This is a genomic window from Kribbella sancticallisti (genome assembly GCF_039530625.1).
Taxonomy (GTDB): Bacteria; Actinomycetota; Actinomycetes; order Propionibacteriales; family Kribbellaceae; genus Kribbella; species Kribbella sancticallisti.
The window spans coordinates 65,697-91,571 of the sequence record NZ_BAAAOS010000037.1; the positions used below are offsets into that span (position 1 = coordinate 65,697).

Genomic DNA, 25,875 nt, shown 5'->3' on the forward strand with positions numbered 1-25,875 from the left:
TACCTTAGCGGGCGGGGAGAGGACTCAGTTCGGCGTGACCAGTTCGATGCTGGGGAAGTAGCTCTTGAAGCGCGCGGTGTCGCGGGTGATCAGCCGGTACCGGTTCACCGCGGCGTGCGCGCCGATGTAGAAGTCGGGCAGCGGTGAGCTGCGGGAACCGCCGCGGCGGCGGTAGGCGACGAAGGCCTGCGCGGCAAGGAACCCGGCTGGATACGGCAGGGCCTCGCGGAGGAAGTCACTCCCCGGCAGTGCGGCGTCGACGTCCTCGATCCGGTCGAAGCCGGCCGACACCTCGGCGTAGATGATCGGGTTGATCACCAGGTCACCAGCGTCCCTGGCCTCGGCGACGGTCTTGGCCGACCAGTCCGCCCACTGCGGGCTGTCAGTCAGGATGTCCAGCAGTACACAGGTGTCGACCAGCGTTGCCGTCGGCCGGACTGCCTGCAGCAACCGCTCATTCGCCACGCAGCAACTCCATCAGTTCCTCCGTGCTCAGGTTGGTGGTGGCCTTCCCGCGCATCTCCCGGACGAGCCGCTGGCCCCGGGTCTCGCTGTCTTCGGCGCGCACGATCCGCAACGCCGTCCCGTCCTCGATCACTTCGAGTTCGTCCCCCTCGTGGAGATGGTGCTTGGCCCGCAGCGCGGCGGGGATGGTGACCTGCCCCTTGCTGTTCAACCGCATCCGAGCCTCCTACGTATTACAACTCCTACGTATTACATCCTACCGGGAAAAGTCGTCCGGTCGAGCGGATACGGTCTGGTGGTGGACAGGGTCAGGCGGGTCGGGGTCAGGTGTGATGTGGGGGTCCGGCGAGGGGTCGGGCATGTGATGCGGAGTCTGGCGTTCGCGGAGGAACTGCGCGGGCGTGGGGTCGAGGTGGTGTTCGTCTGCGACAGCCATCTGGTGGGGTGGGCGAACGATCAGATCCTGGCTCGGGGGATTCGCGTGGAGCCGGCGGTGTGGACGGCTGCGGAGCATGTGATGTTGTTCGAGCGGTTGCAGGTGGACGCCGTGGTGTTCGACTCCTACGACCTGCCCGCCGAGGTGTACGCGGGAGTGCGGCAGGCCGGGTTTGCGACCTTGGCGATCGTGGACGGGGATTTCCGCGGGGCCGAGGCCGATCTGCTGGTCGACCAGAACCTCGGTGCCGAGCTGGATCAGCCGGTGTTGCCGGAGGGGGCGACCAGGCTTGCCGGGCTGGACTACGTGCTCCTGCGGGACGAGATCCTCGCGCTGCGGCCGGTGGAGCCACCCGCGCTGCGGCAGAGCGCAGCGACTGGGGGAAGGCGCTCAGTACCGAGGGTGTTTGCGTTCTTCGGTGGGACCGACGCTTATGGAGCCGGCCCATACGTCGTACGGGCGCTCGCGGCGACGGGGGCACCGTTTGAGGCGACGGTGGTTGCTCCCGGGGAGGACTTGGCCGAGGCGATCGCCGCAGTGCCGCTGCACCCGGCGCAGCACGTCGAGGTGATCGGTCCGACCTCGCACCTGGCGCAGGCCGTGGCGGCGGCTGACTTGGTCGTCAGTGCCTCCGGTACTTCGACCTGGGAGCTGCTGTGCCTCGGCGCGACAGCAGGCCTGGTCTGCGTGGTGGACAACCAGGAGCTGGGCTACGAGCGAGCAGTCGCCACAGGCGCGGCCGCTGGCGTGGGCACCCTCGCTGAGCTCAAAGCAGACCCGTCAAAGGCCGCCGACGTACTACGCCTGCTCCTCACCGACCCCATGGAACGTGCACGCCTGGCGGAGGCCGGCTGGAAGTTGGTGGACGGCCAAGGACGGGCCCGAGTCGCCGATGCGCTCCTGCGCCAGCTGGGCGAAGTCACCTGAGCTCGTAGATCGTCGCGTCCAGCGTCGCGTGCCGCAGCCGCACGAACGACTTCAGGTTCGGCGCCACCTGCCCGGCGCGGTTGTCGGCGTACAGCCAGCGCACACCGATCCGTCGCAGCCGCTCGATCACCGCGGCCGACGGAGCGGTGAAGGCAGCGTCGTTCGCCGCCAGTTCCTGCTCGTCCCAGTAGGGCAACAGGCTCGGGTTGACCCCGGTCCGGACGGAGATCCTGTTGGCCTGATTGCTGTAGGACCAGCCCTCGACCAGCACAGGTCGCTCCGACAGGGCAGCGATCCAGAAGTGCCGGCTGTCGCAGATCTCCTCCCGCTGGATGATGCAGTGCGCGTTGGTCGCCACCAACTCGCCTGGCTTGCTGTTGCGGCGCAACCAGCGGGCAGCGCCGGCTTCTGGAGCAGTGGCCCCACCGCGACCGGGCTTGGCGAAGACCAGCGCCGACGCGTGGTCCGACACCACTGCCTGGAGAGGCACCAGCGTCGCCCCGACCATCGCAGCCGCTGCCACGCCTACGACGAACGCGGTGAGCAGTCCGCCACGCCGCCGAGCCAGCTTCCAGCCGACGGCCACCAGCAGACCAGTAGCCGCGAGGGCCGCAACGGTCCACACCCAAGGCCCTTTGACGCCCTTCAGGTCCTCAGCACCGACACGTGCTCCAGCACAGGCGGCCAACCCGAGCAGCCCCGACACACCAACCAGTACTGCGCTCCGCTGGTCGCCCAACCTGGCCACCAGATTCGCCAGCCCAACACAAGCCAGTACTGCGATTACCGGGAAGGCCGTGCGCAGGAAGTAGAGCTGACTGATCCCCGACTGTGTGGTCACCAACGTGAAGGCCAACCCGGCCAGGGACAGTCCGGCCAGGAACACCACACCCGGATCCCGCCACCTCCGGCCGAGGAAGAGCACCCCGATCGACGCAAGTCCCCAGCTCAGCAGGGTTGTCAGGGCAGTGAGCAGTTGCGCCTTGCCGTCGACGCCATCCCCGTTCCGCAAGGCCGAGTAAGGCGACAGTTGGACGAAGGTCTCGAACGGCTTGAGCTTGGTTCCCCACGACTCGCCGCCGAAGATGAGCACCAAAGCACCGAGGAACACGGTGAGGCAGAGCGCGCCGGCCCAGAGCGCAGTACCGGATTTTCGGCGGGCCATGACCTGGAAGACGAACGCCAGACCGAAGCCGAAGCCCGCCAAGGGCAGGATGGTCGACTTGGCGCCGGCGGCGATCAGCGTGAGACCGATCAGCAGCACCCAGCGGCTTCTGGGCGGTTGCCCGCGGAGCAGGTCCACCGCCACCAGGCAGATCACCAGGGTGACCAGCACTCCGAGGTTCTGCGTCGGGCTCAGGTAGGCGGCCACTGCGGTCGAGATACCACCCAGCCCCAGGTCAGGCAGTGGCTGGATCGCTCCACCAAGCCCGGCCACCAGTACGGCGAGCGGGCCGGCCCACGTAGTACCGACTCGGCGGTCGCCCTCAGGCGTTGTGCCCATGAAGCGCTGGGTCAGAGCGAACACCAGCGCACAGCCGGCCAGCAGCAACGGCAGCCAGGTGAGTGAGTGGATCAGATCGGTCAGGTCGATCCGGGTGGCCCAGGCGGTCGCAGCCGTCGACTGGTGAAAGAACGTGTGGTACTTCATCGGCTCGCCGCCGAGCCACAGCGTCGCGATCGGTACGTCGTACTTCGCGCTGGCCGCGAGCGCCTGCTGGAAGGCCAGGTCCGGGTAGGACCGCAGCGGATCCGTGTACGCCGGGAGGAACTCCATCGGCCCCTTCACGAACACGACGATCAGCACGATCGCGCAAGCCGCCGCGAGCATCCACGCCTGCAGGGGCCGCAGTGGTTCCTCCACGCGACACCAGACCCGGGAACGGACCTCCCGGTCGAGGAAGGTGATCACCAGGACGATGGGCGCCCAGACCCAGGACCACTGCTGGAACCCGACCGAGGAACTGGCGAGGTACACGATGATCTGGGCCGCAGTACCGACGGCGAATCCGGCAGCGCAGTCCTCGACCAGGTTGCGCCGGTAGCTGCCGATCAACCGCCACAACGCGAACCCAGGCAGGGTGATCCCAAGGACGCAGAAGACCACGAAGCGCCCGGTTTCGCTGACGGTCGAGAACTTCAACAGCATCGCCAGCGCGAGTACTGCGACCGCCGCGCCGGCGCCCAGTCCGGCAAGCGACGGGCCGGCTGTTCTCGGCCCTCGCCGTCTTGCCCTGGACTGCATGCGGGTCACCCTAATGCCGCGACGGCTCCAATGCGTAGGCGAAGGGTTACTCAGAGGAGTTCGTAGACCAAGGCGTCACTTGCCTTGAAGCGCAGGGCCACCAGGCCTTTGAGGTTGGGCGAGACCACCGACCGGATCGGGTCGACATAGAGCCAGCGAACGCCGTACTTCTCCCGGAGGACCCGCAGGTTGTCGCGGGTCGGTGCCGCGAAGACGAGGTCGATCTCCTGCCGCGTGGTCTGATCCAGGCCTTCCAGCATCACGCTTCGCTCGGACAAGGCCGCGATCCAGAAGGGCGGGGCGCCGCAGTCGGCACCATTCGCCCTCGCACAGTCCGCGTTGGTGGCAATCACCTCGTCGGGAGCGCTGTGGTCCCGCAGCCAGATCGCCGCGGCCGCTTGGCTCTCGGTCGGGCCGACCGGACGGCGGTCGGCCGATTGCCGGCCGGTCAACGCCATCGGCTCGTACTGCGCCATCGCCTGGACGGGCACGAACAAGCCGGCCCCCATCGCCGCGACGACGAAGGACGCGGTCGCGATCCTGCTCGGACGCCCCTCCAGCTTGGCGAGTTTCCACAGCGCGGCGACGATCCCGGCGACCACCGCAAGTGCCCCGATCGCCCAGATCCACGGCGTGACCAGGCCCGTCAGCGACCCAGCCGGCGTACGGAACGGCGTGCCGTCGGAAGACGGCGTCTTGACGATCGCGCGTGCTGCGGCAAGAGCGCAGGCGCCGCCGAGGACAGATGCCAGGACTAGAAACTCGCCTCGCTTGTCGGACACCCAGAACACCACCAGCCAGACCACTCCAGCCGCCGCCAACGCCGCAATAGCCGGTACTGCGGTGCGGTAGAAGGACAGCTGACCCGTACCCCGCTGGTCCATCAGCACCATCCCGCAGAACCCGGCGACGGCTATCCCGACCAGGAAGACCATCCCCGGGTCGCGGACCCAGCGGGTCGCAGTACCGGCGAGCACGAGCAGTCCTGCTGAGCCGATCAGCAGGCCGAGGCAGGCGGTGATCGCGGTGATCCACAGTGCGCTGTGGTCGAGTTGGCCGGCAGCGAGAGGCTCGGCGACCTGCGGGTAGACGCCGATCTTGGAGAAGGTCACCAACGGCTTGATGGAGAGCCCGGACGTGCGCAGGCCGAACACGATCAGCAGCGAAGTCAAGAACACCGCGCTGACGACGGCTGTCGCGATCGCCGCGGTCCTGGCGAACTGGCGATCTCGGAGCCGGACCAGGACGACCAGGGCGAGTCCGCAGATGACCAGGGGCAGCACGGTCGCCTTCGCACCCGAGGCGGCCACGGCGATCACCACGAACAGCGCCCAGGTGGCAGGCGTGCCCCGGCCGCGCAGCAGGTCGATGCCGATCACCGCCAGCAGCACCATCAGGGCGCTGCCGAGATTCTGAGTGGGGCTTCCCCAGGCATAGCTCAGCAGGCTTCCGTCTGGCAGCGAGGCTGACGGATGGACGTTCAGCGTGCCACCGATGGACGCGACCGCGATGGCCAGTGGCCCAGCCCAGCGCGACCGTGGAGTCAGCCGATCGGTCAGAGCGAAGATCAGGGCTGCTCCCGCGATCAGCAGTGGCACCCAGCCGATCGTGTAGACGAGATCGGTCAGGTCGATGCCGGTTGCCCAAGAGGTGGCCGCCGTGAACTGGTGCCAGAAGGACTGCTCGCCGCGGACCTCCGGAGTCTGCAGCGGGAAGCCGTACTTCGCGCCGGCCACCAATGTCTGGTGGTAGGCCAGCTCAGGCGAGGCAGAACGGGCATCGGTGTATGGCGCGGGCGCTAGGTTCTGGAAGCGACCGATGCCGTACAGGGGCAGGGAGCAGGCCAGGGCAACCAGCCAGGCGGTCACCGGATGCACAGGCCGGTCAACCCGGCTCAGCACGCGCTCGCGCCAGCTCGGCCGCGCCGCAGCGGCCACCAGGACCGGCGCCGCCCAGAGCCAAGCCCAGTGCTCTAACCCGAGCGGCGAGACAGTCAGGTAGGCGAGGATCAACGCGGACACCCCCACCAGGGATCCGGCGGCGAGGTCTTCGATCAGGTTGTGGCGGATCGGACTGGCCAGCCGCCAGAGGATGACGCCGGGCAGGGTGATTCCGAAGGCCCAGAAGCGCAGCAGGGCGAAGATGCTGTCGCCGGAGGCGTGGGTGCTCATCAGCCAGATCGCCAGCACGGCCACCGCGACCCCGGCGCCGGCTTTCACCAGCCGGGCCCGGAGCGTCTCCGAGGCCTGCGGGTCGTCCGGCCCGGGCTCGACGCCTTGGCTGCGCCGCTCGGCGGCTTCGCGCAGCCGAGCTGCCTCTCGCAGCCGTGCTCGCACCACCTCGTTGGCGCCCGCGAGCTCGCGGGCGGACTCGCGCCGCTTGGCGGCGTCGCGCCGGCGGGCACGCAGGCTCCCGGGCGCGCCGCCCGTCACGATTGACACGACGGAAGGGTATCCGGGCAACCGGCCGAGCGGGCGCCGAGTAATCTCCCGGCAGGAGGTCAGCATGCCAACCAGTCAGCCGGTCCTGTCCGTCGTCGTACCGATGTACGACGAGGAAGAGGTGCTGCCGATCTTCTTCGAGCGGATGCACCCGCTGCTGGACGGCCTCGGCATCAGCTACGAGGTGCTAGTCGTCGACGACGGCAGCCGGGACCGGACAGCCGCCCTGCTCACCGAGGCGACGGCGACCTGGCCCCAGCTCCGGTTGGTCCGGCTGCTCCGCAACTCCGGCCACCAGGCCGCCCTGTCCGCCGGTTTCCGCCGGGCCCGCGGTGAGTACCTGGTGACGATCGACGCCGACCTGCAGGACCCGCCGGAGGTGATCGCCGACCTGCTCGCCACCGCCCGGGACAAGGACGTCGACGTCGTGTACGGCGTCCGCTCCGACCGCTCTAGCGACTCCTGGCCCAAGCGGACGACCGCCCGGATGTACTACCGACTCATGTGCCGCCTGGTCGGCAAGGAGATCCCCTTCGACGCCGGCGACTTCCGGCTGGTCTCACGCCGGGTGGTCGACGCAGTGAACGGCCTACCCGAGGACGGCCGGGTGTTCCGGCTAGTGATCCCGTGGCTGGGCTTCCCGAGCGCGGAGGTGGCGTACGTACGCGCCGAGCGGGCGGCAGGCGTCACGAAGTACAACTGGTCGAAGATGTTCCGGCTGGCCTTCGACAGCGTGACGGCATTCTCTGCGGCGCCGCTGCGGCTGGCCACCTGGCTCGGGCTGCTCGGTGGGCTGCTGTCCTGTGCGGTCGTGGTCGCGGCACTGGTCATCAAGCTGGCGGGTAACAGCATCCCCGGCTGGACTTCGACCGTGCTCGCGGTAGGGGTGATCGGCGCGATCCAGCTGCTCTGCCTGGGGTTGCTGGGCGAGTACGTTGCCCGGCTGTTCCAGTCGAGTCAGCGGCGCCCGCAGTTCCTGGTGGGCTACGACAGCCTCGAGGACCCGGGTCACCACAGCTTCGCGGAGGCGATCGAGGCTCAGGAGCCGGAGAAGCGCGGAGCATGAGCTGGTACGACGCGCTCGAGGCCGGTGAGCTGACCAGTCGTCCCGCGGACTACGCCTCCAAGCGGTTCCGCGTCTCCATCGATCGGATCTCCGTTTCCGCCTCGGCCGGTACGCCGTTGCCCGAGGTGCTCGCCGCGGTGGACAAGTCGACCGCCGACGTCGTCGTACTGCGCTATCCCACGCGCGAGGTGACCTGGTTCGCGGCGCTGGCTGCTGGTCCGCGGACGGCGTTGCTGGCGGACAGCCAGGTCTACTGGTCGCTCCCCGTCGGCAAGGGCACGCGCCCGGCTCCGCTGGCCGGGTTCAACGCCAGCCTGGAGAACTCCGCCAACGACGACCTGGTGGACGACCTGGTCGGGGACGTCTTCGGCGACTCCGGCAACCACTACTGCGCCAACCCGTTGTTCGAGCGGTCCCAGGCGCTCGCGGGCTACCAGGAGTGGGCTCGGCAGAGCATCGCCGACCAGGGCGCGGTGGTGCTGCGCGGGCCGGACCACCGGGTGCTCGCGCTGGCTGCGATCGACCAGCAGCGGTCCTGGACCGAGGTGCAGTTGGCCGGGGTGGTGCCCGCCGAGCAGGGCCGCGGCCGATACGCGCACCTGCTGGCGGCCGTCGAAGATGCGTGCACCTCCAAGCGGTTGGTGATCTCCACTCAGGGGCATAACACCGGTGTTCAGCGGGCCTGGGCGCGCTATGGCTTCGAGCCGGTCCACAGCCTGCTGACAGTGCACCTGGTAACCAGTCGGTTACTGTTAGCATGACCCCGCAAACGGACTGAGCTCACCGCTAGGAGATACGCAGTTGTGACGCCGCGGCTGAGCGTGGTTGTGCCTTTCTACAACGTCGGCGAGTACATCGGGGACTGCCTGGATTCGATCGCCCGGCAGACCTGGACCGATTTCGAGGCGATCCTGGTCGATGACGGATCCCCGGACGACAGCGCCGCGGTCGCGAAGGACTTCTGCGGTCGCGACCCCCGGTTCCGGATCGTCTCGCAGCACAACCAGGGACTCGGGCCGGCCCGCAACACCGGAGTACGGCAGGCCGAAGGCGAGTACGTGACCTTCGTCGACAGCGACGACCTGGTCACCCGGCACGGGTTCGAGAAGTTGATCCGGACCCTGGACGAGACCGGTTCGTCGTTCGCGGCCGGCAACGCGCGGCGGTTCAACAACAGCGCCGGCGTCCGGCCGTCCTGGATCCACCGGCTGCCGTTCGCCAGGGACCGGCTCGCCACCCACGTGATCGAGACCCCCGACCTGATCCTGGACCGGATGGTCTGGAACAAGGTCTATCGGCGGTCCTTCTGGGACGAGCACGGCTACGAGTTCCCGGCGATCCGGTACGAGGACTACCCGGTCACGCTGCAGGCCCATCTGGACGCGGCCACCGTGGACGCCCTCGCCGTACCGGTCTACTACTGGCGTGAGCGGGAGTCCGGGGAGTCGATCACCCAGCAGAAGTTCCAGTTCGGCAACCTGGCGGACCGGGTCCACTCGGCCGAGTTGGTGATGGATCTGATCGACAACGGTGGTCCCGGCCTGGGCGAGGTTCGGCGGCGAGTGCACTCGCACCTGACCCAGATCGACATGCTGACGCTGCTGATGGCGTTCGGCGCGGTGCCGCCGGAAGAAGAGCAGAACCTGGTCGAACTGGCCTCTCGGTTGCTTACCCGGCTGGACCGCTCCGTACGGGCGCGGGCCCACGGCTACGACCGGCTGCAGCACTCCGCTCTGCTTGCCGGTGACATCGACCTGCTCCGTCGGCTGGCCGTCTTCCGCAACGACGGCGGTCTGCGCGGTGGTGCCCGCGCCCTGCTACGGCCGGGGCGCCGCCGGCAGTACGAGCACAACTACCCCGGAGTGGACGAGCGGAACAGCGCGGTGCCGCGGTCGCTCTACCAGTTGCCGGCGAGTCAGTTGACGCTGGCCACTACGGTGCAGGAGGTGGCCTGGCGCGACGGCGGGCTGTCGATCAAGGGCACCGCGGAGATCCGGCACCTGGAGACGAACGCAGCGTCCACGCTGCGGATCGGGCTGGTGATCGATGGTGCCGAGACCCCGCTGGCCATCCGCCGGTACGACGCGGTCGACTCGCACGGCGACTCGGCTCCGGTCGGGTTCGAGGTGCACCTGGACAAGCGGTTGCTGGCGCGGCTCGCCGACAGCGGCGCGCCCGCGCACTTCGCAGTACGGATGAAGTCTGGGCGGCTTCGGCGCGAGGGCAAACTGCGCGGTCAGCGCGCGGGCAGCCCGGGCTGGCCGCCGGGCAACTGGATCAACCCGGCCGGCTGGATCCAGCCGGGCCCCGGTGCCGACGGCGCCTTCGTCCTGCGGAAGATGGTCGACCCCTGCCGGCTCGCCTCGGTCGAGGAGTTCGAAGACGCCTTCGTACTGCGGGGCCGGCTGCCCGCGGACCTGGAGAATCCGCACCTGCGGTTGACCCGGCCGGTGTCGGGGCAGGACCAGGTGATGCCGGTCGAGCTGTCCGGGCGCGACTTCAGCGTCCGGATCCCGTTCGCCCCGATCCTTGCCGAGACCAACCCGGACGACCCGTTCAGCCGGCGGACCACCTGGGCGTTTCGGCTCGTGGGTGCCGATGGGGTGGAGAAGTTGCTGCTGTGGACCGCGGAGGAGCAGGCGGCCAACCATCTCGAGCAGGGCCGGCTGGTGTCACTGACCCGGTCGACCGGCGGGTACGTCAACCTGCATGAGGGCCCGGCCCGGCTGGTCGCCGAGCGCGCCCTTGTAGTTGCTGATGGCAATGAGCTGCGGGTCAGCGGGCCGTTGACCGAGGTCACCCACAGCTTCAGCTGGCGGCGGTACCTGGAGGATTCCGACGACCACCTGGACGTGGCGTGCCGCAGTACGCTCTCGGACGGGTTGTGGACGGCGACGGTCAAGGTGTCGTCGTTGATCCCGGCGGACGCCGTCGCCCACTCCGTGGACCCGCTGGCCAGTTTGGCCGACTGGATCCTGTTCGCGGTCGCCGCTGACGGCTCGGCCCAGGCCGTGCAGTGCGAGCCGTTCCTGGCCAGCCGGCTGCCGCTCGTGGTCGAGCAGGGCGGCCACACGCTCGGGGTACGTCCCCATGCAGGCACTCTTCACGTCGAGGTTCGCTGATGCATCATCACAACCACTACTACGGCCAGGCGCACATCCTCGCGCGGTATGCCGGTCTGAACGACGAGTACCCGCCTCGCCTGCGGGGCTACCTGCAGCACGGCTGGAACATCGCCGACGGCTGGAATCCGGTCCACGAGTTCTACGACGGCGCCTGGCGGTTCACCTGGAGCGATGCGCCTCGCCGCCGGGGCCATGCGCTCGGCCGGCGGAACTACCACAGCATCGGAGCTCCCTGGCTTTACCTGCTGGACCTGGAGCCCTCACTTGGAGTGGTGCCGGAGGAGGAGCGCGAGGGCACGCTGTGGTTCCTCTTCCACGGTTGGGAGGGCGGGAAGATCGAGGGCGACCACAAGCGCCTCATCGACGAGATCCGCGAGACCGAGCCGGGGCCTGTCACCTTCAGCCTGTACTACACGGAGTACGACCGGCCGGAGATCCGGAACTCGTACGAGGACGCGGGGTTCCGGGTGGTGTCGTTCGGCCGGCGCGGGTTCTCGTACGAGGGCACGGATCCTCGCTTTCTCTACAAGCAGCTCGCGGAGCTCCGAAAGCACAAACGCGTCGCCGCGAACCGCCTGTCCACTGCGATCTTCTACGGCATCGCCGCCGGCTGTGAGCCCGCCGTGTACGGCGATCCGATGGAGATGGAGGGGGAGAACCCCTTGTTCGGTGGGCAGCGCCGGATTGAGCGGCTGTGGCCGGAGATGCTCGGCAAGGAGATCGACCTGGCGGCGGCCCGCGCGACGACGGAACTGGAACTCGGCGTGCCGTGGATGATGCCGCCCGCTGAACTGCGGACGTTGTTCGATTGGAGAGAGCGTGTCTGACAACCTGGCCGTCGAGGTGGTTCGCGGTGAGATGCAGCCGTGGAGCGACTATGACGGGTCGCGCGGGGCTGTCCGGGGGCCGGTGCTGGGCGCGCTGCTGGACGACGTACTGCCTGCTGGTGCACGCACGCTCATCGTCGGTCCGCATGCGGCTGAGCTGGTCTCCGTCGTGCTCGCGAAGTCTGCGGACACCACGCTGCTGGTGCGCTCGGTGTCTGATGCGGCTTCCCTGGCGGAAGAGTTCGAGGTGCGGGTTGTTGCCGGAGCTCTCGATGGACTGACTGGGGAGACTTTCGACGTGATCGTCGCTGCTGACGGTCTTGACCGGGTCCTGAGCTACGACAGCGAGGACCTGAACTGGTCACAGCGCCTGGACGCCTTGGCCGCTGTGGCTGCGCCGGATGCTGTCGTGGTGCTCGGGTTGGAGAACGAGTTCTCGCTGACCACGCTGCTGGACCAGCGCCCGGCCGACCAGCGCCACGGCGACGACGAGTGGCGTCCGTTGCGTGACGACCCCACGCGGCCGGTCTCCGTTGTCCAACTGGCGTCTGAGCTTGCCCGGGTAGGCCTAGACGCCCGCTCGGCCTACGCCTCTTTCACCAACCGCGTCCTGCTGGCAGTAGACGTAGCCGCAGCAGCTCGCCCCGGTGAACTCCCCACGCGCCTAGCAGTAGAAGCTCTGGAAGCCACCGACGTCCCACTGCTCACCCCTATTTCCGAGCCCGCCGAAACCGCCGCCCGAGCAGGCCTACTAGCCTCCACCGCCACCGGTTGGCTGGCCATCACCGCACCCGCCCCCCACGCCATCTACGCCGAACTCGGCCCCTGCGTACTAACAGCAGCGCCCGCCGCGGCCGGCTGGTCGATCACGGTCACGCCCGCCCCGGGCGGCCTGCCCGACGGCGAAGCCGAGGCTCGGACGGGCGGCCCCGCGACCCCAACCGGCTGCGCCGACGGCGAAGCCGTCGAGGAACGCCGCCGTCCGCCGGTAATGGTTGCCGAGGCTCGGGGCGGCGCCTTCACCCCCACCGCTTTGTCCGCTGGCGCAGCCAGCGTGGTGTTCGATGCGTCCGTGGTGCCTGCGGTGGTGCCGGGTGGAGTCAGCGTGGAGACTCTGCTTCTTCGCCTGGCAGTGGCGGAAGACGTGCCGGGTTTCCGCGCCCTGGCAGGTCGGCTGGGGGACTGGGCTCGCTCGGTCACCGACCAGCGTGGGGTGCTTCGGTGGGATGACGTGTTGGTTGACGGTGACGCCTTCGCCTACGGAGTTTCGCCTTGGGTGAGTGTTGCCGACGAGTCCCGCGAAGACCTGCTCGCAGCAGCGTGGCAGAGGTTTCACGATCGGCTGATCGGCACCCACCGCCGGCACCCGTGGCCGCCGTGGATGATCGGCGACGACCTCGTCTCCACCTGGCTGGCGATGTCCGGTGTCGAGGCGCCTGCTCCGACCCCCGCCACCACACCCGACACCCCGCTGGCAACCGCCGCACAAGTTGCCCGAGGCAAAGAACTGGCAGCAGCTCTGGCCGGTTGCCTACAGACCACCGAGCCCCAGACCCCCGACGTACGAACAGCTCTGGCGGATGCCGAGCGTGCCAAGAAAGAGCTGTTCGAGCTGCAAGGGCACGTGTTCGGCCTGGAGCGCACGCTCGGCTTCCGCGACAAGGCGTTGAAGACCCGCGAGAACCGTCTCCGCGAGATGCGTCTCCAAGTTCAAAAGGCGAACGCCGAACGCACCCGCTTCCGCAACTCCCGCGCGTTCGCGGCCGCCACGTTGATCCGCAAAGCGGCGACGATCCGCAACCCAAGGAAGTTCGCCGGCAAGGTAAAGCGTCACCTGAGGCGCAAGTTGCGCCGCTAGCGCCGGGCGATCAGCAACTGGTGGGTGTCAGGCCAGTCGACCGGCGTTCCATCGAGACTGGTGAGCGCCGCGACCGGCGCGATGCGGTTGTCGATGACCCAGTCGTTCCGCCACGCCCTCGAGGCCGGGTCGATGCTGAACCCGGCCTTCTGAGCAACCTCCGACCAGCCCGCGAAGTTCAGCCCGCAGAACTGCTCGTGGGTCTCGCTCAACCAGTTGTCCACATAGTCCTTGCGGGTCAGGAAGTCCATCGCGTCTGCCAGCCGAAGAACCAGCTTGCCGTCGCGTTCGGAGTACTCGAACGGCACCGAGGCGTTCCGCCGGAAGTCGTGCGTGAACTGGAAGAACCGCGCCCTGGTCGACAGCTTCCGCACGTACTCCGCCGGATCGTCCAGCGCCTCCAACTCCACCACCTCAGCCGGGTTCTCCCCGTCACTGTCGTCCAAAGCCAGTACGACGAGCCGCTCCGGCTCGGCCGGTCCGCACACGTCGGAGTTGACCCAGACACCACCCGGCGCGGTGTGCGCGAACAACGCGTCGGCGAAGCGCTGGACCGTGGCCGGGCGCGATCCGTCGGCGTACGACCAGATCTCGTGCGTCAGCGCCAGCGTCAGGGTGGTGTCGATCGAGCGGGCCGGGAAGACGGCCGAGCCGAGCATGTTGCGCTGGTAGAAGTACACGTTCGGGTTGTGGAAGAGGCCCTGTTCCTTCTTGTGCACGCATTCGGCGTACAGGTGCCGGGCGACCTCGACGCCGATCAGGTCGGACTCGTGGAAGCGCGGATCGGCGTCGACGAGTTGCAGGGTGGCGCCGGTCGCGCAGCCGACGTCGAGGATCCGGCCGGGGCGGACGAAGTCCTTGATCTGCTGCCACTTCCGGTCGGCGGCGGTCTCGAAGGCGTCCGCGTAGGTCTTGTAGTCGCGGGTGGTGGTGAGCCCGCCGTCGTCGCCGACCACCGGGTCGTTCACGCAACGCCGGATCTGGGCGTCCAGCCCGTACCGGTCGAAGACGTCGACGGTGGCCGGGTGGGCCAGCCCGCGCCACTGGTCGTCGCCGTCGGCGATCTGCAGCAGCACGTCCCACGGCCGCGGCTCGCCGGCCGGTTCGACCCCGACCACGAGATAGCCGAGCCGTTCGTACAGCTTGGCGACCTCCGGCGTCGAGCAGGCGACGATGGTGTTGTCCGGATCGAGTTGGACCAGGTCGTCGGTACCGGCCTCGACCGCCTTGATCGTGACGTCGGCGAAGTCGTCGGTCGGCGGGGTGTCGACCACCCCGATCACCAGCGAACGAATGCCGGTGGCGATGCTGAACCGCTCGATCGCCGCCTCCCGCCGGTCGAACGGCACCGGGTTGCGCTTGGTGGTGTGGTGGTTCGCCGAGGTGACCGCCCAGACCACCGTCTTGTCCTGCGTCCGCAGGAACTCTGCCTGGAAGCGCGTCAGCACATGGTGCCGGCCGGGGAACAGCAAGTACTCCATCGATTCAGTCACCTTCGCGCTCACGGATCACATACGTCGGCCGGCCGGTCGAGCCGGAGTGCAGCCGCCCCACATACTCCCCGAGGACGCCGAGCGCGACCATCTGGGCACCGGCGAACACCGCGACCATCGCCGCGATCGCGGTGATTCCGCCGGCGTCGCCCGCCACGACCTGGACGATGGTCGCGACGAGCAGACCGAGACCGAGCAGCACACAGACGAGCCCGAGATAGCCGATCAGCCGCAGCGGTTCGACGGAGTACCCGGTGATCATCGTCAGCGCGTGCTTCACCAGCATCCAGGTCGTGTAGTTCGACCGGCCGATCGTGCGCGCGTCCATCTGGACGGTGGTCTGCGCGATCCGCGTGGTGGACCACGACAGCGCGACATCCACCGACGGCTGCGGCCCGTCCAGCCGCTCGAATCCTTCCCGCAGTTCGGTGCGGAAAGCCCGGAACGCGCTGATCGACCGCGCTTCACGGACAGCCATCGCCGAAGCCATCGCGCGCTTCACCAGCCGGGACGAGAAGTTCCGGGCCAGCCCATGCTCCTCCTTCACCGGTACGCCGTACACGAGGTCGACGTCGTCCCTCAGCGCCCGCAGCAACACCGGCACCTGGTCAGCGGGGTGCTGCAGGTCGTCGTCCATCGTGACGACAATCTCGTACTGCGCGCTCCGGACCCCGGCGATCACCGCGTTGTGCTGCCCGTAGTTCCGCGCCAGCCGGATCGCCCGCACCTCCTCATGCTCGCCGGCCAACCCCTTGGCCACCAGCCAGGTGTCGTCCGGGCTCCCGTCCACCACCAAGACGACCTCGAACCCATCGGCGACCTCTGGCAACACCCCTACCAGGCCCTCGACCAGGCGCGGCAACGTCGCAGCCGAGCGATAACACGGAACGACCACAGAAACGCGCACGGCCTGGCCTCCGGACTACAACAGGTCCCAGGTGAGGGGAGTGCCGGCTGGGGTGGCAGTGCGGAAGGCGCGGCCCTCGACCTGCGCGAAGGCGTCCGGCGGGAGGCCGCCGGCCGGGCGGACCGACCGAACGTTGTCGGGGGCAACCTTTTCGCCGGCTTCGACGTCGCGGGTGACGTAGAGGGAGCGGCGGAAGCGGAGTACGTTCTGCTCCGCGGCTTTCGGCCCGATGACGGGTAGGCCGAGGGCCTGCTGGGCGATCTTGGTGCCTTCTACCAGCGCCTTGACCTCGTCGGGCTCGAGCGAGAACGCCGAGTCGACACCGCCGTCCGCGCGGGACAGGGTGACGTGCTTCTCGATCACCGTGGCGCCGAGGGCGACGGCCGCGATCGCCGCGCCGATCCCCATCGTGTGGTCCGACAAGCCGACCTGTACGCCGAGCGCGTCCCGCAGTACGGGGATGCCGCGCAGGTTCGACTGGTCGGCCGGGGCCGGGTAGCTCGCAGTACAGGAGAGCACGATGATCTGTTCGTTGCCGGTCGAGCGGGCCGCGCGCACCGCGGCGTCGATGTCGGTCAGCGTGGCCGAGCCGGTGGAGATGATGATCGGCTTGCCGGTCTCCGCCATCGCGCGGACCAGCGGCAGATCGCCGATCTCGTTCGAGGCGACCTTGTACGCCGGGACGTCGAGCTTCTCCAGGAAGTCGATCGCGGTCGGGTCGAACGGGGACGAGAACGCCAGCAGGCCAAGGGAGTTCGCCAGCTCGAACAGCGGCTCGTGCCACTCCCACGGCGTGTGCGCCTCGTCGTACAGGTCGTGGAGCCGGGCGCCGCCCCACAGCTCGTGCTCGGCCGGCAGGCGGAAGGCGGGCAGGTCGACGTCGAGGGTGATCGTGTCCGCGGTGTAGGTCTGCAGCTTGATCGCCTGGACCCCGGTGCCGGCCATCGCGCGGACGATGTCCTTGGCCCGCTCGAGATCGCCGTTGTGGTTGCCGGACAGCTCCGCGATCACGAACGGCTGGTGCTCCGGGCCGATCGGGACGCCGCCGAAGTCGATGGTCGTGCTCATGAGTTCCCCTTCGGCTTGCGCCGGTTGTCCTTGGTCAGCTTGATCGGCAGCACGGTCACCTCGCGGCCGTCGGCGTACCGGGTCTGCGGCTCGCCCTCGGTGAACCGGAATCGCCGGTTCATCTGCCGTACGGCGGTGTTGTGCTCCAGCACCTCGCCGGTCAGCTCGTCCAGGCCGAGCTCGTCGAAGGCGTACCCGGTGGCTTCCTTCATCACTTCGATCCAGGCGGGCAGAGTCTCGCCGCTCTCGGTCAGCCGGTCCGCGTCGAGGAAGAACCCCCAGGCACCGCTCCGCTGGGTCAGATCGAAGAAGGTGACGACACCGGCCGGCATGCCGTCGCGCTCGTAGATCAGCACCCGCCGCGCTGGGTCGACGCTCGTCTTCGCCCACCAGGCCGCGTGCTCGTCGGCGGTGATCTCGTGCGCGTTGATGCTGACCTCGCGATTCGCTCGCTGGTTCCGCAGTGTCCGGATCAGCTCGAGATCGTGGTCCGTAGCGGAGCGCAACATGGCCCTAACCGTACCGACCTCTTCTGCGGGCGGCCCAACTGTGTAACTATCTTTCGACTTCATTGCTGAACCGGTCGGAGAGTGACATGAGAGTCTGGCGGATCGTGGGAGTTCTCGGTGCGACGGCGAGCCTGCTGGTGGGTGCGTTCACCAGTACTGCGACCGCCGCGCCACCGGCTGAAAGCTGCGTGGCCGACGCCCGTACTCCGCTGCGTCAATTCCGGGCGACCTGGGTGTCCTCGGTGGTCAACATCGACTGGCCCTCCCGGACCGGGCTGACTGCCGAGCAGCAGAAGGCGGAACTCGTCCGCTGGTTCGACGACGCCGTTCGCCAGCACCACAACGCGGTCGTCCTGCAGATCCGTCCCACGGCGGACGCGTTCTGGCCGTCCAAGGTGGAGCCGTGGTCGCAGTACCTGAGCGGACAGCAAGGTGGAGATCCGGGCTATGACCCGCTGGCCTTCGCCGTAGCGGAGGCGCACAAGCGCAACCTCGAACTGCACGGCTGGTTCAACCCGTACCGGCTCTCGATGGGCACGAACCTCAACGCCCTGGTGCCGACGCACCCGGCCCGCCTGCACCCGGAGTGGGTCGTCACGTACGGCGGAAAGCTCTACTACAACCCGGGGATTCCCGCGGCGCGCGAGCACGTCGAGAACGCCATCATGGACGCGGTGTCGAACTACGACCTGGACGGCGTGCACTTCGACGACTACTTCTACCCCTACCCGGTGGCGGGCCAGGTCTTCGACGACGCGGCCACCTACGCGCAGTACGGGGCCGGCTTCCCGACCGTGGCCGACTGGCGGCGCGACAACATCAACCTGTTGATCCAGGAGATCCAGGAGAAGATCAAGGCCGCCAAGCCGTGGGTCAAGTTCGGTATCTCTCCCTTCGCCGTCTGGCGGAACGCCGCCACCGATCCGCTCGGCTCGGCCACCACCGCGGGCGTGCAGACCTATGACGACCTTGCCGCGGACACCAGGCGGTGGGTGCGCGAGGAGTGGATCGACTACATCGTGCCGCAGGTCTACTGGGCCGGCGGATTCGCTCCCGCGGACTACAACAAGATCGTGCCGTGGTGGGCGGAGCAGGTTCGCGGTACCGACGTGCATCTGTACATCGGCCAGGCGACCTACAAGGTCGGCACCTCGACGCAGTCGCCCGACTGGTCCGACCCGGCGGAGTTGAGCGACCACATGGCCTTCAACAGCACGATTCCCGAGGTCAAGGGCGACATCTTCTTCTCGGCCAAGGACGTGCGGGCTGATCGGCTCGGAGCCACCAGCCTGCTGAACAGCACCTGGTACACGCGTCCTGCGCTCATCCCGGCGATGCCGTCGCTCGACTCGCGTGCTCCTCTTCCGGTGCACGCACTGCGGGCTCACAAGACGAGCGCTGGTGTTCAGTTGTCGTGGCGGCCGACCTCAGCCGACACGACGTCGTACGCGATCTACCGCCGCGATCTGGCGGCGGGGGACTGGTGCGCGGACAACGACGCTCGCAACCTGTTGACGACGCTACGTGGGCAGAGCTTCGTCGACACCACCGCTGTCGAGGGCCACCACTACCTGTACTCCGTGACGGCTCTCGACCGCGCTTCGAACCAGAGCCGACCGATCCCGGCGTTCGTGCGGCGCTGACCTCAGAAGATCCCGCCGGGCGGCGGAGTCGAACTGCCGAAACCCGGCGAGCTCGGGAAACCGCCCGGTGTCTGAGCGGGGAGGCCGCCGGGCGTCTGGCCAGCGAAACCGCCCGGTGTCTGAGTAGGCAGGCCGCCGGGCGTCTGCCCGGGGAAACCGCCCGGTGTCTGCGTCGGGAAACCGGTCGGGGTCTGGGTGGGCGTCGGCGACGGGAAACCAGGCGTCTGGCTCGGAGACCCCGGTGTTTGCGTCAGGCAAGGATCCGGCGTCTGCGTAGGCGGCGTCTGCGTCGTCGGGAAACCGCCCGGTTTCTGGGTGGTCGGAAACCCACCGGGTGTCTGGGTGGCGGGAGACCCGCCTGGCGTCTGCGTCGTCGGGAAGCCGCCGGGTGTCCGGGTGGGAGACCCGCCCGGTGTCGGCGTGGGGAAACCGCCCGGTGTCTCGGTGGGTGTCTGCGTCGGGCAGCTTGGGGTTGGTGACGGGAACGGGCTGCCGGTCGGTCGGGGATAGAGCTGATACACGCGGACCGTCCCGTACTGGAACCTCAGCTCCGCCAGGCGTTCCAGCTCCTCCGGCGGCTCAGCCACCCGCTCGTCCGCCAGCAACCACTGCACCCCGTACTTCGTGCGCAGCGTCTCCAGCACGTCCCGGGTCGGCGCGGTGAAGGCCTCGTCGTTGAGCCGCAGCCGCTCCGGATCCCAGTACGCACCCTGCACCTGCTCGTTCGTCGAGTAGCTGTCGTCGACCCTCGCCGTGTACGCCCAGCCCTCGACCAGCACCCGCCGCTCCGCATAGCCCGGAATCCAGTAGGAACCGGTGAGACACCGCTCAGCGCCCGCCTCACGGCAGTGCAGGTTCGTCGCGATCACATCGTCCGGCCCGGAGTTCCGCCGGATGAACCGGCCCGCCTCGATTCCACCCGGCGCGATCGACTCGTACGCCGTCAATGCGGGCTTGGCGAAGGTCCGGAGCGACTCCACCGTCGGCGACACCGTCAGCCCCAGTGCGGCCGCCACTGCGATCACCGCCATGGTCCGGCGGTTCGCCCGCAGCAGCAGGCCGAGCAAGCCGACACCGATGGCTGCGATGACCAGGGCGACCCCCAGCGGCTGAGCGAAGCAGTTGGCCGTGGTGCACGCGTCCTCCGACCGGTAGCGACCCCAGTAGATCGCGGCAACCCCGATCAGCATCGCGGGCGCGGCGACGTAGTACTGGCGGCGGTCCAGGGAGCCCAGTCCCCAGGTGGCCAGCAGAACGCCATAGATGAAGCCGGTCCGGACGAAGAACAGCTGAGTCTGTCCGTCGTCCCAGAGCAGGCCTGCGGCGATCACCGCACTGAGCAGGCTGACCACCAGCATCACGACCATCGGGTCCCGGGGCAGGCGCCGGCGAATCAGGAGCCCACCCGCGGCGGGCATCAACCAGCCGATCACCACGACGGCAGCGATCACTGCCAGCGCCGCAGTGGTGTGCAGTTCGGTCATCCCGTCCATCAGGTGCCGGAAGGTCTTGGCGGGCTGGAACTCGACAGCGGAACGCCGCCCGCGCAGAACGATCATGAAGATGAAGCCGTAGGCGATGGCCGCTGCCGAACCGAGATCCAGCGCGCGGAGGTTCACCCGGCCGGCCTGCACTGTGAGGTAGACCCACGCCCCAGCCAGCCCCACGGCGTACAGAGGGACGGCGGATGCCTTGGCTGCGGCCAGGGCGGTGATCAGGATGCCTGCCGTGATGAAGAGGGCTGCCAGTTGGCCACGAGTCTGACCGGGCTTTCGCCTGAGCAGCATGGCCGTGACGGCGATCAACGGCAGCAACAGCACAGTGGAGAAGGCCTGCGGCGGGTTGGTCAACTGCCCGAGGGACAGCGGGCTCTCGGTGTAGAGCCTTGCGTTGACCGTCCAGGGCCAAGCAGCAAGGTCACCGGCCATCACAGTCAGCCCGGCAGCGATCGGAGCCGCCACAGCTCGCCCGGTCAGCACCATGCCGACCGCGGCCGCTCCCAGCGCGGTCAGCAGCAGGAAGGCGAACGGGACCATCCGCTGGGTCAGTACGTCGAGCTCGACGCTGCTGATCCAGTGCGCCGAGGCGATGTGATCGAACGCCGCGAAGTGGTTGGTCAGCGGCCGGCCGGAGGCGTAGGGGATCTCGGGTGGGAAGTGATGGGTCAGCTCAGCGGCGAGCGACAGGTTGCGGGAGGCGTCGGAGTCCGGCCGCAACGCCGCCGGGCCGTTCAGCGCAATGAGCTTCGACCCGACCCGGACGAACCAGGCGGCGACCACGCCGACGGCGACCATCACGCCGGCCATCGCCCACCACGGCGTCGGCTTCGTCTCCACCACCCGGCGCGGAATGGCGCGGAACACGCCCAACGCCAGCGCCGGCATCACCAACGCGGCCAGCGGAATGTCGAAGAACCTGCCCACCGGATAGATGAGAGCTTCCACCGCCAGGCCGAACGCGGTACCGAGGGCCACGTCGGCGGTGAACCAGCCGGTGCCGCCGGTCAGCCGGCGCCAGAACAACGTGCCGGGAATCGCGATCACGACCAGGAGATAACCCAGGTAGGCGATCGGCATCCAGACCGGATGATCCTGCAGGGCGATGAACCAGGCCACCGGAAGCACGGGCAGGCTCGCCATCGCGGCGAGGCGCATCCCGCGTCCTGGTCTCGTCATCTCGTCCTCTCGGTCGCGTCGTTGCACAAGGGAAGAGGGCCCCGGACGTCGGATTGTTCCCCGTTGGCGGCAAATCGGGGCCCAGTGTATGAGTCACGCCTGAGCCGTTTACCGAACGGGCTGCCGCACTCGCCCTGAGTAGGCGAACTTCCCCCGATCGGTCACGCAGCGCACGGGATAAAAGAGACTGCAGACGTGTGTGTCCCGCAACAGGATTCCGTGCGGCAGCTCCGGCGCCCAGCGGCCACCTCGCCGCGTTGCACACCTGGACACCGGAGCTGCCGCACGGAATCCTGTTGCGGGACACTAAGCTCTCTGGTCATGGCTGAGCTGACGCGGGAGCAGATCCGGGACCTGATGGGAGCGGTGATGAAGGCGCAGGGCAAGGCGTTGCCGGGCGACGACGAGGCCGACCTGCGAGAGATCGGCTTCCGGTCGCTGGACTTCTCCGAGCTGGCCCTGCGGGTCGAGGACGAGATCGGCGACGAGCTGAACTTCGACGCGCCCGGTCTGCGTCAGATCGCCAAGGTCCGCGACGTGCTGGACTTCATCGAGCAACTCCAGTCGGCGTGACCGCCCGGCGCCGGACCACCGCCCTGATCGGCGACGACAACACCGTCGTCGCCGGCGGCCGGACGGTGACGTGGCGGACCCTGCACAAACTGCCGCAGCTCCCGTCGCCGGCCGCCGTCTTGGTGGACAACGGCGCCGACGCGCTCGCGGCCGTCCGGCACCACGCGGTGCACGGCACCGAACTGCTGGTCGCCACCACCTCCCGGGTCGACCTGAGCATGCGCGAGGAGCTCGGCGAGTCCGGCTTCGCGGTGGTGATCGCGAAGGACGACGAGCACTCGGTCGACCCGGCGAACCTCAAGCGGGTGGAGGAGTCCGGCCGCGTCTGGCTGCTCACCTCCGGCTCGACCGGCCGGCCGACCAGGGTCGGGCACACGCTCGAGTCGCTCACCACGGTGACCAACCAGCAGCGGCCGCGGACCTGGCTGCTGCCGTACTCCCCGGGCACCTACGCGTGGTGGCAGGTGGTGACGATCTCGCTGACCCAGGCCGACCAGGGCCTGGTCGTGGTCGAGCCTTCCGAACTCGAGACGTGGCCGCTGATCGCCGCCGAGCACGGCGTCACCGCCGCCTCCGGTACGCCGACCTTCTGGCGCCAGACGATCTACCGCGACACCGACGCGCTCGCCAAGGTGCCGCTGGAGCAGATCACCCTCGGCGGCGAACCGGTGGACCAGGCGATCCTGGACCGGCTGCGCGAGATCTTCCCGCAGGCGCGGATCTCCTGGATCTACGCCTCCTCCGAGGTCGGCGCGTCGATCGTCGTGCACGACGGACAGGCCGGCTTCCCGCGCGAGTGGCTCGACGGCGACGGCAACCGGGACCGCGATCCCGAGTCCGAGCGGCCGGTGCTGGCGGTGGAGAAGGACGAACTGGTGATCACTTCACCGCATCACGGCGCGGGCCTGGACGGCGCCGTCCGGACCGGCGATCGGGTCGAGTTCGTCGGCGACCGGGTGCTGATCACCGGCCGGCTCGACAGCGACGAGATCAACGTCGGCGGGTCGAAGGTCTCGGCCGGTGTGGTCCGCAACGTGCTGATGGGACACCCGGGCGTCGCCTGGGCCAGGGTCTTCCCCCGGAAGGCGCCGCTGGTGGGCCGGATGGTGGCCGCCGAGGTGGTGGCGAATCCCGCCCTCGGCCCGATCACCGACGCGGACCTGGTGCAGTGGTGCTCGAACCGGCTGCCCGACTACGGCGTACCGCGGCGGATCAAGTTCCTCGACGAGATCCCGCAGAAGGAGACCCTGAAAAGCGATGTCTGAAACGTCCGCGGTGCCGCCAACGTCCGCGGTGCCGCCAACGTCCGCGGTGCCGCCAACGTCCGCGGTGCCGCCCTCGTCGGTGGTGCTGGTGTCGGGTGGGTCGCGCGGTCTCGGGCTGGCCATCGTCGCGGATCTGCTGGCGTCCGGTCTGAAGGTCGCCGCGTTCGCCCGTACGGTGACGCCCGAGCTGACCGCCCTGGCCTCGAAGTACGGCGACCAGGTGCACGTGGGTTCCGTCGACATCAACGACACCTCGGCGACGCAGGCCTTCGTCAAGGAGGTCGAGGAGAAGCTCGGCCCGATCGACGGCCTGGTCAACAACGCGGCCGTCGGCCAGGACTCCCTACACGTGCACACCTCGGCCGAGCAGGTCGCCGACATCATCCAGACGAACCTGACCTCGCCGCTCGTGCTCACCCGTTTCGTACTGCGCCGCCTGCTGGCCAAGGGCCTGAAGGGCCGGATCGTCAACGTCACCTCGATCTGCGCGCAGCGCGGCTACCCCGGCCTCGTCGCGTACTCCGCGACCAAGGGCGGCCTGGACGCGGCGACCCGCTCACTGGCTCGTGAGCTGGGTGGCCGCGTGCTCGCCAACTCCGTCGCGCCGGGCTTCTTCGCCTCGGAGATGTCCGCCGTGCTCGGCCAGACCCAGCTCGACCAGATCGTCCGCCGCACCCCGACGGGCCACCTGACCGAGCCGGAGGAGGTCGTCCCGGTGGTGCGGATGCTGTTGCTGGACCACACCAACGTGAACGGTCAGGTCCTCGTCATCGACGGCGCCGCCTCGATCTAGGCCGTCGCCTCCACCGGCTGGGCCGGCACGATGTTCGCGTTCCGGCGGAACACGTTGTCCGGGTCGTACTCCGCCTTGATCCGGGCCAGCCGCGCGTACTTCTCCTCGCCGTACGACGCCTTCACCCGGTCGAACTCGTTCTCCGACATCGCGTTGACGTAGCTCCCGATGCCGAGCGTGTGCGGCTGCAGCGCGTCCCAGAACGACCGGACCCACGCCCGTTCGCCGGCCAGCATCTCCGGCACCGGGCAGACCGCGATGATGAACATCGCGTAGCGCGGGGAGCGTCCGCCGCTGAAGGCGGTGTCGTCGTCGCCGACCGCGGAGTAGGCGTTGTCGAGCCGGAAGATGAGCACACTCGACAACGGTGAGGTCTTCCGCGCGACCTGCTCGACGATCACCTGGTCCAGCTCGTCGGTCAGTTCCTCGAAGTAGCTGCCCTTGTCGTAGCAGTAGTGGCCCCAGCCGTTCGGCTCGTCGATCATCTGCTGCAGGGCCGTGTACGGCATCGGCGTGACGAACTCGAACAGCGGCGCCGGGGCCGCCTCGCGGATGGACGCCAGCACCTCCTCATGCCGCTCGGGTCCGCCGAATCCGACCACGTTCAGCGCGAGTCCGGGCTGGAAGTGGTACTGCTCGGGCACGAACGGCGCGGGTGGCGCGCTGATCGCGGCGATCAGGATGTTCGTGTCCGGCGGCAGGGTCGGCAGCAGCCGGCGCGCGGTCCGCAGCATCTCGGCGGCCTGGTCGAGTCCCCAGAACAACATGCCGTACTGCACCATCGGCCCGACCTCGTGCAACCGGAACTCGAACTCCGTCACCACGCCGAAGTTGCCGCCGCCACCGCGGACGGCCCAGTACAGATCGGGGTTCTCGTCCGCGGCGGCGCGCAGGATCCGGCCGTCGGCGGTGACGACCTGGACCGACAGCACGTTGTCGAGGCTGAGCCCGAACTGCCGGGTCAGCCAGCCCATCCCGCCGCCGAGGGTGAGCCCCGCGACGCCGGTGTGGCTGACAGTCCCGGCCGGCGTCGCCAGGCCATGGGCCTGCGCGGCCGCGTCCAGCTCGCCGAGCAGCGCGCCGCCGCCGACCCAGGCGCGCTTCGTCTCCGGATCGACCGTCACCTGGTTCATCCGGCTGAGGTCGATCATCAGGCCCTCATCGACCGTGGATGCTCCGTACATGCTGTGCGCGCCGCCGCGGACCGCGATCTCCAGGCCGTTGCGGACCCCGAACAGGACCGCCGCCCGGACGTCCTCGGCGCTGACACACTGCGCGACCACTCCCGGCCGGCGATCGATGTCGGCGTTCCAGACCTGCCGGGCGTCGTCGTACCCCGCGTCGTGCGGTGCGATGACCGTTCCATCGATCGCCGTCCGCAGCTCGTCGATCCCGCTGCTGGCCGTCTGAGTCATGACTGTTTCCTCCCCGAACCGTTACTGACTGTCACCCTAAGCCCCCAAGCCCCCGATGACAGCAACCTGTTCCGGCAAGCATGCCGCCACGGCCTTCAGCCAGTCTTAAGAACACACCTCCTCACTCTCGGTGGCAGGCTGTGC

Annotated in this window: 20 protein-coding genes; 10 read left to right on the plus strand and 10 right to left on the minus strand. The window is 68.7% G+C overall.

Features of this window, described 5'->3' with window-relative positions; genetic code table 11:
- Positions 1-24: 24 nt before the first annotated feature.
- Both ABD255_RS25340 and ABD255_RS25345 read right to left on the minus strand, forming a co-directional pair.
- Complete coding sequence (locus ABD255_RS25340) at positions 25-465, minus strand: type II toxin-antitoxin system VapC family toxin (RefSeq protein WP_344218134.1); 441 nt, start codon at positions 463-465, stop codon at positions 25-27.
- Positions 455-682, minus strand: coding sequence for an AbrB/MazE/SpoVT family DNA-binding domain-containing protein (locus tag ABD255_RS25345; protein WP_344218136.1), 228 nt, complete (start codon positions 680-682; stop codon positions 455-457). The genes ABD255_RS25340 and ABD255_RS25345 overlap by 11 nt, the downstream gene beginning before the upstream one ends.
- Before the next feature lie 147 nt (positions 683-829).
- Between ABD255_RS25345 and ABD255_RS25350 the strand changes: the two genes are divergently transcribed.
- On the plus strand, positions 830-1,828 hold the full coding sequence (locus ABD255_RS25350) for a PseG/SpsG family protein (RefSeq protein ID WP_344218138.1): 999 nt from the start codon (positions 830-832) through the stop codon (positions 1,826-1,828).
- Here the strand turns inward: ABD255_RS25350 and ABD255_RS25355 are convergent.
- Together ABD255_RS25355 and ABD255_RS25360 are read right to left on the minus strand one after the other, a co-directional pair.
- Complete coding sequence (locus tag ABD255_RS25355; protein WP_344218140.1) at positions 1,821-4,073, minus strand: hypothetical protein; 2,253 nt, start codon at positions 4,071-4,073, stop codon at positions 1,821-1,823. The two genes, ABD255_RS25350 and ABD255_RS25355, sit on opposite strands and share 8 nt — an antisense overlap.
- A 50-nt stretch (positions 4,074-4,123) precedes the next feature.
- Positions 4,124-6,514, minus strand: a complete 2,391-nt coding sequence (locus ABD255_RS25360; protein ID WP_344218142.1) for a hypothetical protein — start codon at positions 6,512-6,514, stop codon at positions 4,124-4,126.
- Positions 6,515-6,578: 64 nt separating this feature from the next.
- Here ABD255_RS25360 and ABD255_RS25365 point away from each other — a divergent pair, with 64 nt between their 5' ends.
- Genes ABD255_RS25365 through ABD255_RS25385 form a run of 5 tightly spaced genes read left to right on the plus strand, consistent with a single transcriptional unit; the run spans position 6,579 to position 13,390 of the window.
- On the plus strand, positions 6,579-7,580 hold the full coding sequence (locus ABD255_RS25365; RefSeq protein ID WP_344218144.1) for a glycosyltransferase family 2 protein: 1,002 nt from the start codon (positions 6,579-6,581) through the stop codon (positions 7,578-7,580).
- A complete protein-coding gene (locus ABD255_RS25370; protein WP_344218146.1) occupies positions 7,577-8,341 on the plus strand; it encodes an N-acetyltransferase in 765 nt (254 codons plus the stop codon). Before ABD255_RS25365 ends, ABD255_RS25370 begins: the two co-directional genes overlap by 4 nt.
- 42 nt (positions 8,342-8,383) lie before the next feature.
- The gene (locus ABD255_RS25375) at positions 8,384-10,702 is read left to right on the plus strand and encodes a glycosyltransferase (protein WP_344218148.1); all 2,319 of its coding nucleotides are present in this window, start codon (positions 8,384-8,386) and stop codon (positions 10,700-10,702) included.
- Positions 10,702-11,532, plus strand: a complete 831-nt coding sequence (locus ABD255_RS25380; protein ID WP_344218150.1) for a hypothetical protein — start codon at positions 10,702-10,704, stop codon at positions 11,530-11,532. The genes ABD255_RS25375 and ABD255_RS25380 overlap by 1 nt, the downstream gene beginning before the upstream one ends.
- Positions 11,525-13,390, plus strand: coding sequence for a hypothetical protein (locus tag ABD255_RS25385; RefSeq protein WP_344218152.1), 1,866 nt, complete (start codon positions 11,525-11,527; stop codon positions 13,388-13,390). The genes ABD255_RS25380 and ABD255_RS25385 overlap by 8 nt, the downstream gene beginning before the upstream one ends.
- Here ABD255_RS25385 and ABD255_RS25390 read toward each other — a convergent pair.
- The 4 genes from ABD255_RS25390 to ABD255_RS25405 are packed head-to-tail and all read right to left on the minus strand — an operon-like array spanning position 13,387 to position 17,367.
- Positions 13,387-14,871 carry a class I SAM-dependent methyltransferase gene (locus tag ABD255_RS25390; protein WP_344218154.1) on the minus strand — a complete coding sequence of 495 codons (1,485 nt, stop codon included), beginning with the start codon at positions 14,869-14,871 and terminating at the stop codon, positions 13,387-13,389. The genes ABD255_RS25385 and ABD255_RS25390 overlap by 4 nt on opposite strands.
- Positions 14,872-14,875: 4 nt before the next feature.
- Positions 14,876-15,790 (minus strand): glycosyltransferase family 2 protein, encoded by a 915-nt coding sequence (locus tag ABD255_RS25395; protein WP_344218156.1) that lies wholly within the window; start codon positions 15,788-15,790, stop codon positions 14,876-14,878.
- Positions 15,791-15,805: 15 nt separating this feature from the next.
- Positions 15,806-16,858, minus strand: a complete 1,053-nt coding sequence (gene pseI / locus ABD255_RS25400; RefSeq protein WP_344218158.1) for a pseudaminic acid synthase — start codon at positions 16,856-16,858, stop codon at positions 15,806-15,808.
- Positions 16,855-17,367 carry a GNAT family N-acetyltransferase gene (locus ABD255_RS25405; RefSeq protein WP_344218160.1) on the minus strand — a complete coding sequence of 171 codons (513 nt, stop codon included), beginning with the start codon at positions 17,365-17,367 and terminating at the stop codon, positions 16,855-16,857. The genes pseI and ABD255_RS25405 overlap by 4 nt, the downstream gene beginning before the upstream one ends.
- Positions 17,368-17,453: 86 nt before the next feature.
- On the opposite strand from ABD255_RS25405, the gene ABD255_RS25410 reads away from it, so the two are divergent.
- Positions 17,454-19,010: a glycoside hydrolase family 10-like protein gene (locus ABD255_RS25410; protein ID WP_344218162.1), complete on the plus strand. Its 1,557-nt coding sequence runs from the start codon at positions 17,454-17,456 to the stop codon at positions 19,008-19,010.
- 2 nt (positions 19,011-19,012) lie between these two features.
- Here the strand turns inward: ABD255_RS25410 and ABD255_RS25415 are convergent, their stop codons facing one another.
- Positions 19,013-21,685 (minus strand): hypothetical protein, encoded by a 2,673-nt coding sequence (locus ABD255_RS25415; RefSeq protein ID WP_344218164.1) that lies wholly within the window; start codon positions 21,683-21,685, stop codon positions 19,013-19,015.
- 321 nt (positions 21,686-22,006) lie between these two features.
- Between ABD255_RS25415 and ABD255_RS25420 the strand changes: the two genes are divergently transcribed.
- From ABD255_RS25420 to ABD255_RS25430, 3 genes are read left to right on the plus strand one after another with little or no spacing between them, the layout of a single operon-like run.
- Positions 22,007-22,258, plus strand: coding sequence for an acyl carrier protein (locus ABD255_RS25420; RefSeq protein WP_344218166.1), 252 nt, complete (start codon positions 22,007-22,009; stop codon positions 22,256-22,258).
- Positions 22,255-23,523 carry an AMP-binding protein gene (locus tag ABD255_RS25425; RefSeq protein ID WP_344218168.1) on the plus strand — a complete coding sequence of 423 codons (1,269 nt, stop codon included), beginning with the start codon at positions 22,255-22,257 and terminating at the stop codon, positions 23,521-23,523. Before ABD255_RS25420 ends, ABD255_RS25425 begins: the two co-directional genes overlap by 4 nt.
- A complete protein-coding gene (locus tag ABD255_RS25430; RefSeq protein WP_344218170.1) occupies positions 23,516-24,316 on the plus strand; it encodes an SDR family NAD(P)-dependent oxidoreductase in 801 nt (266 codons plus the stop codon). Before ABD255_RS25425 ends, ABD255_RS25430 begins: the two co-directional genes overlap by 8 nt.
- On the opposite strand, the gene ABD255_RS25435 is transcribed toward ABD255_RS25430, so the two are convergent.
- The gene (locus ABD255_RS25435; RefSeq protein WP_344218172.1) at positions 24,313-25,731 is read right to left on the minus strand and encodes an FAD-binding oxidoreductase; all 1,419 of its coding nucleotides are present in this window, start codon (positions 25,729-25,731) and stop codon (positions 24,313-24,315) included. The two genes, ABD255_RS25430 and ABD255_RS25435, sit on opposite strands and share 4 nt — an antisense overlap.
- Between the last annotated feature and the right edge of the window lie 144 nt (positions 25,732-25,875).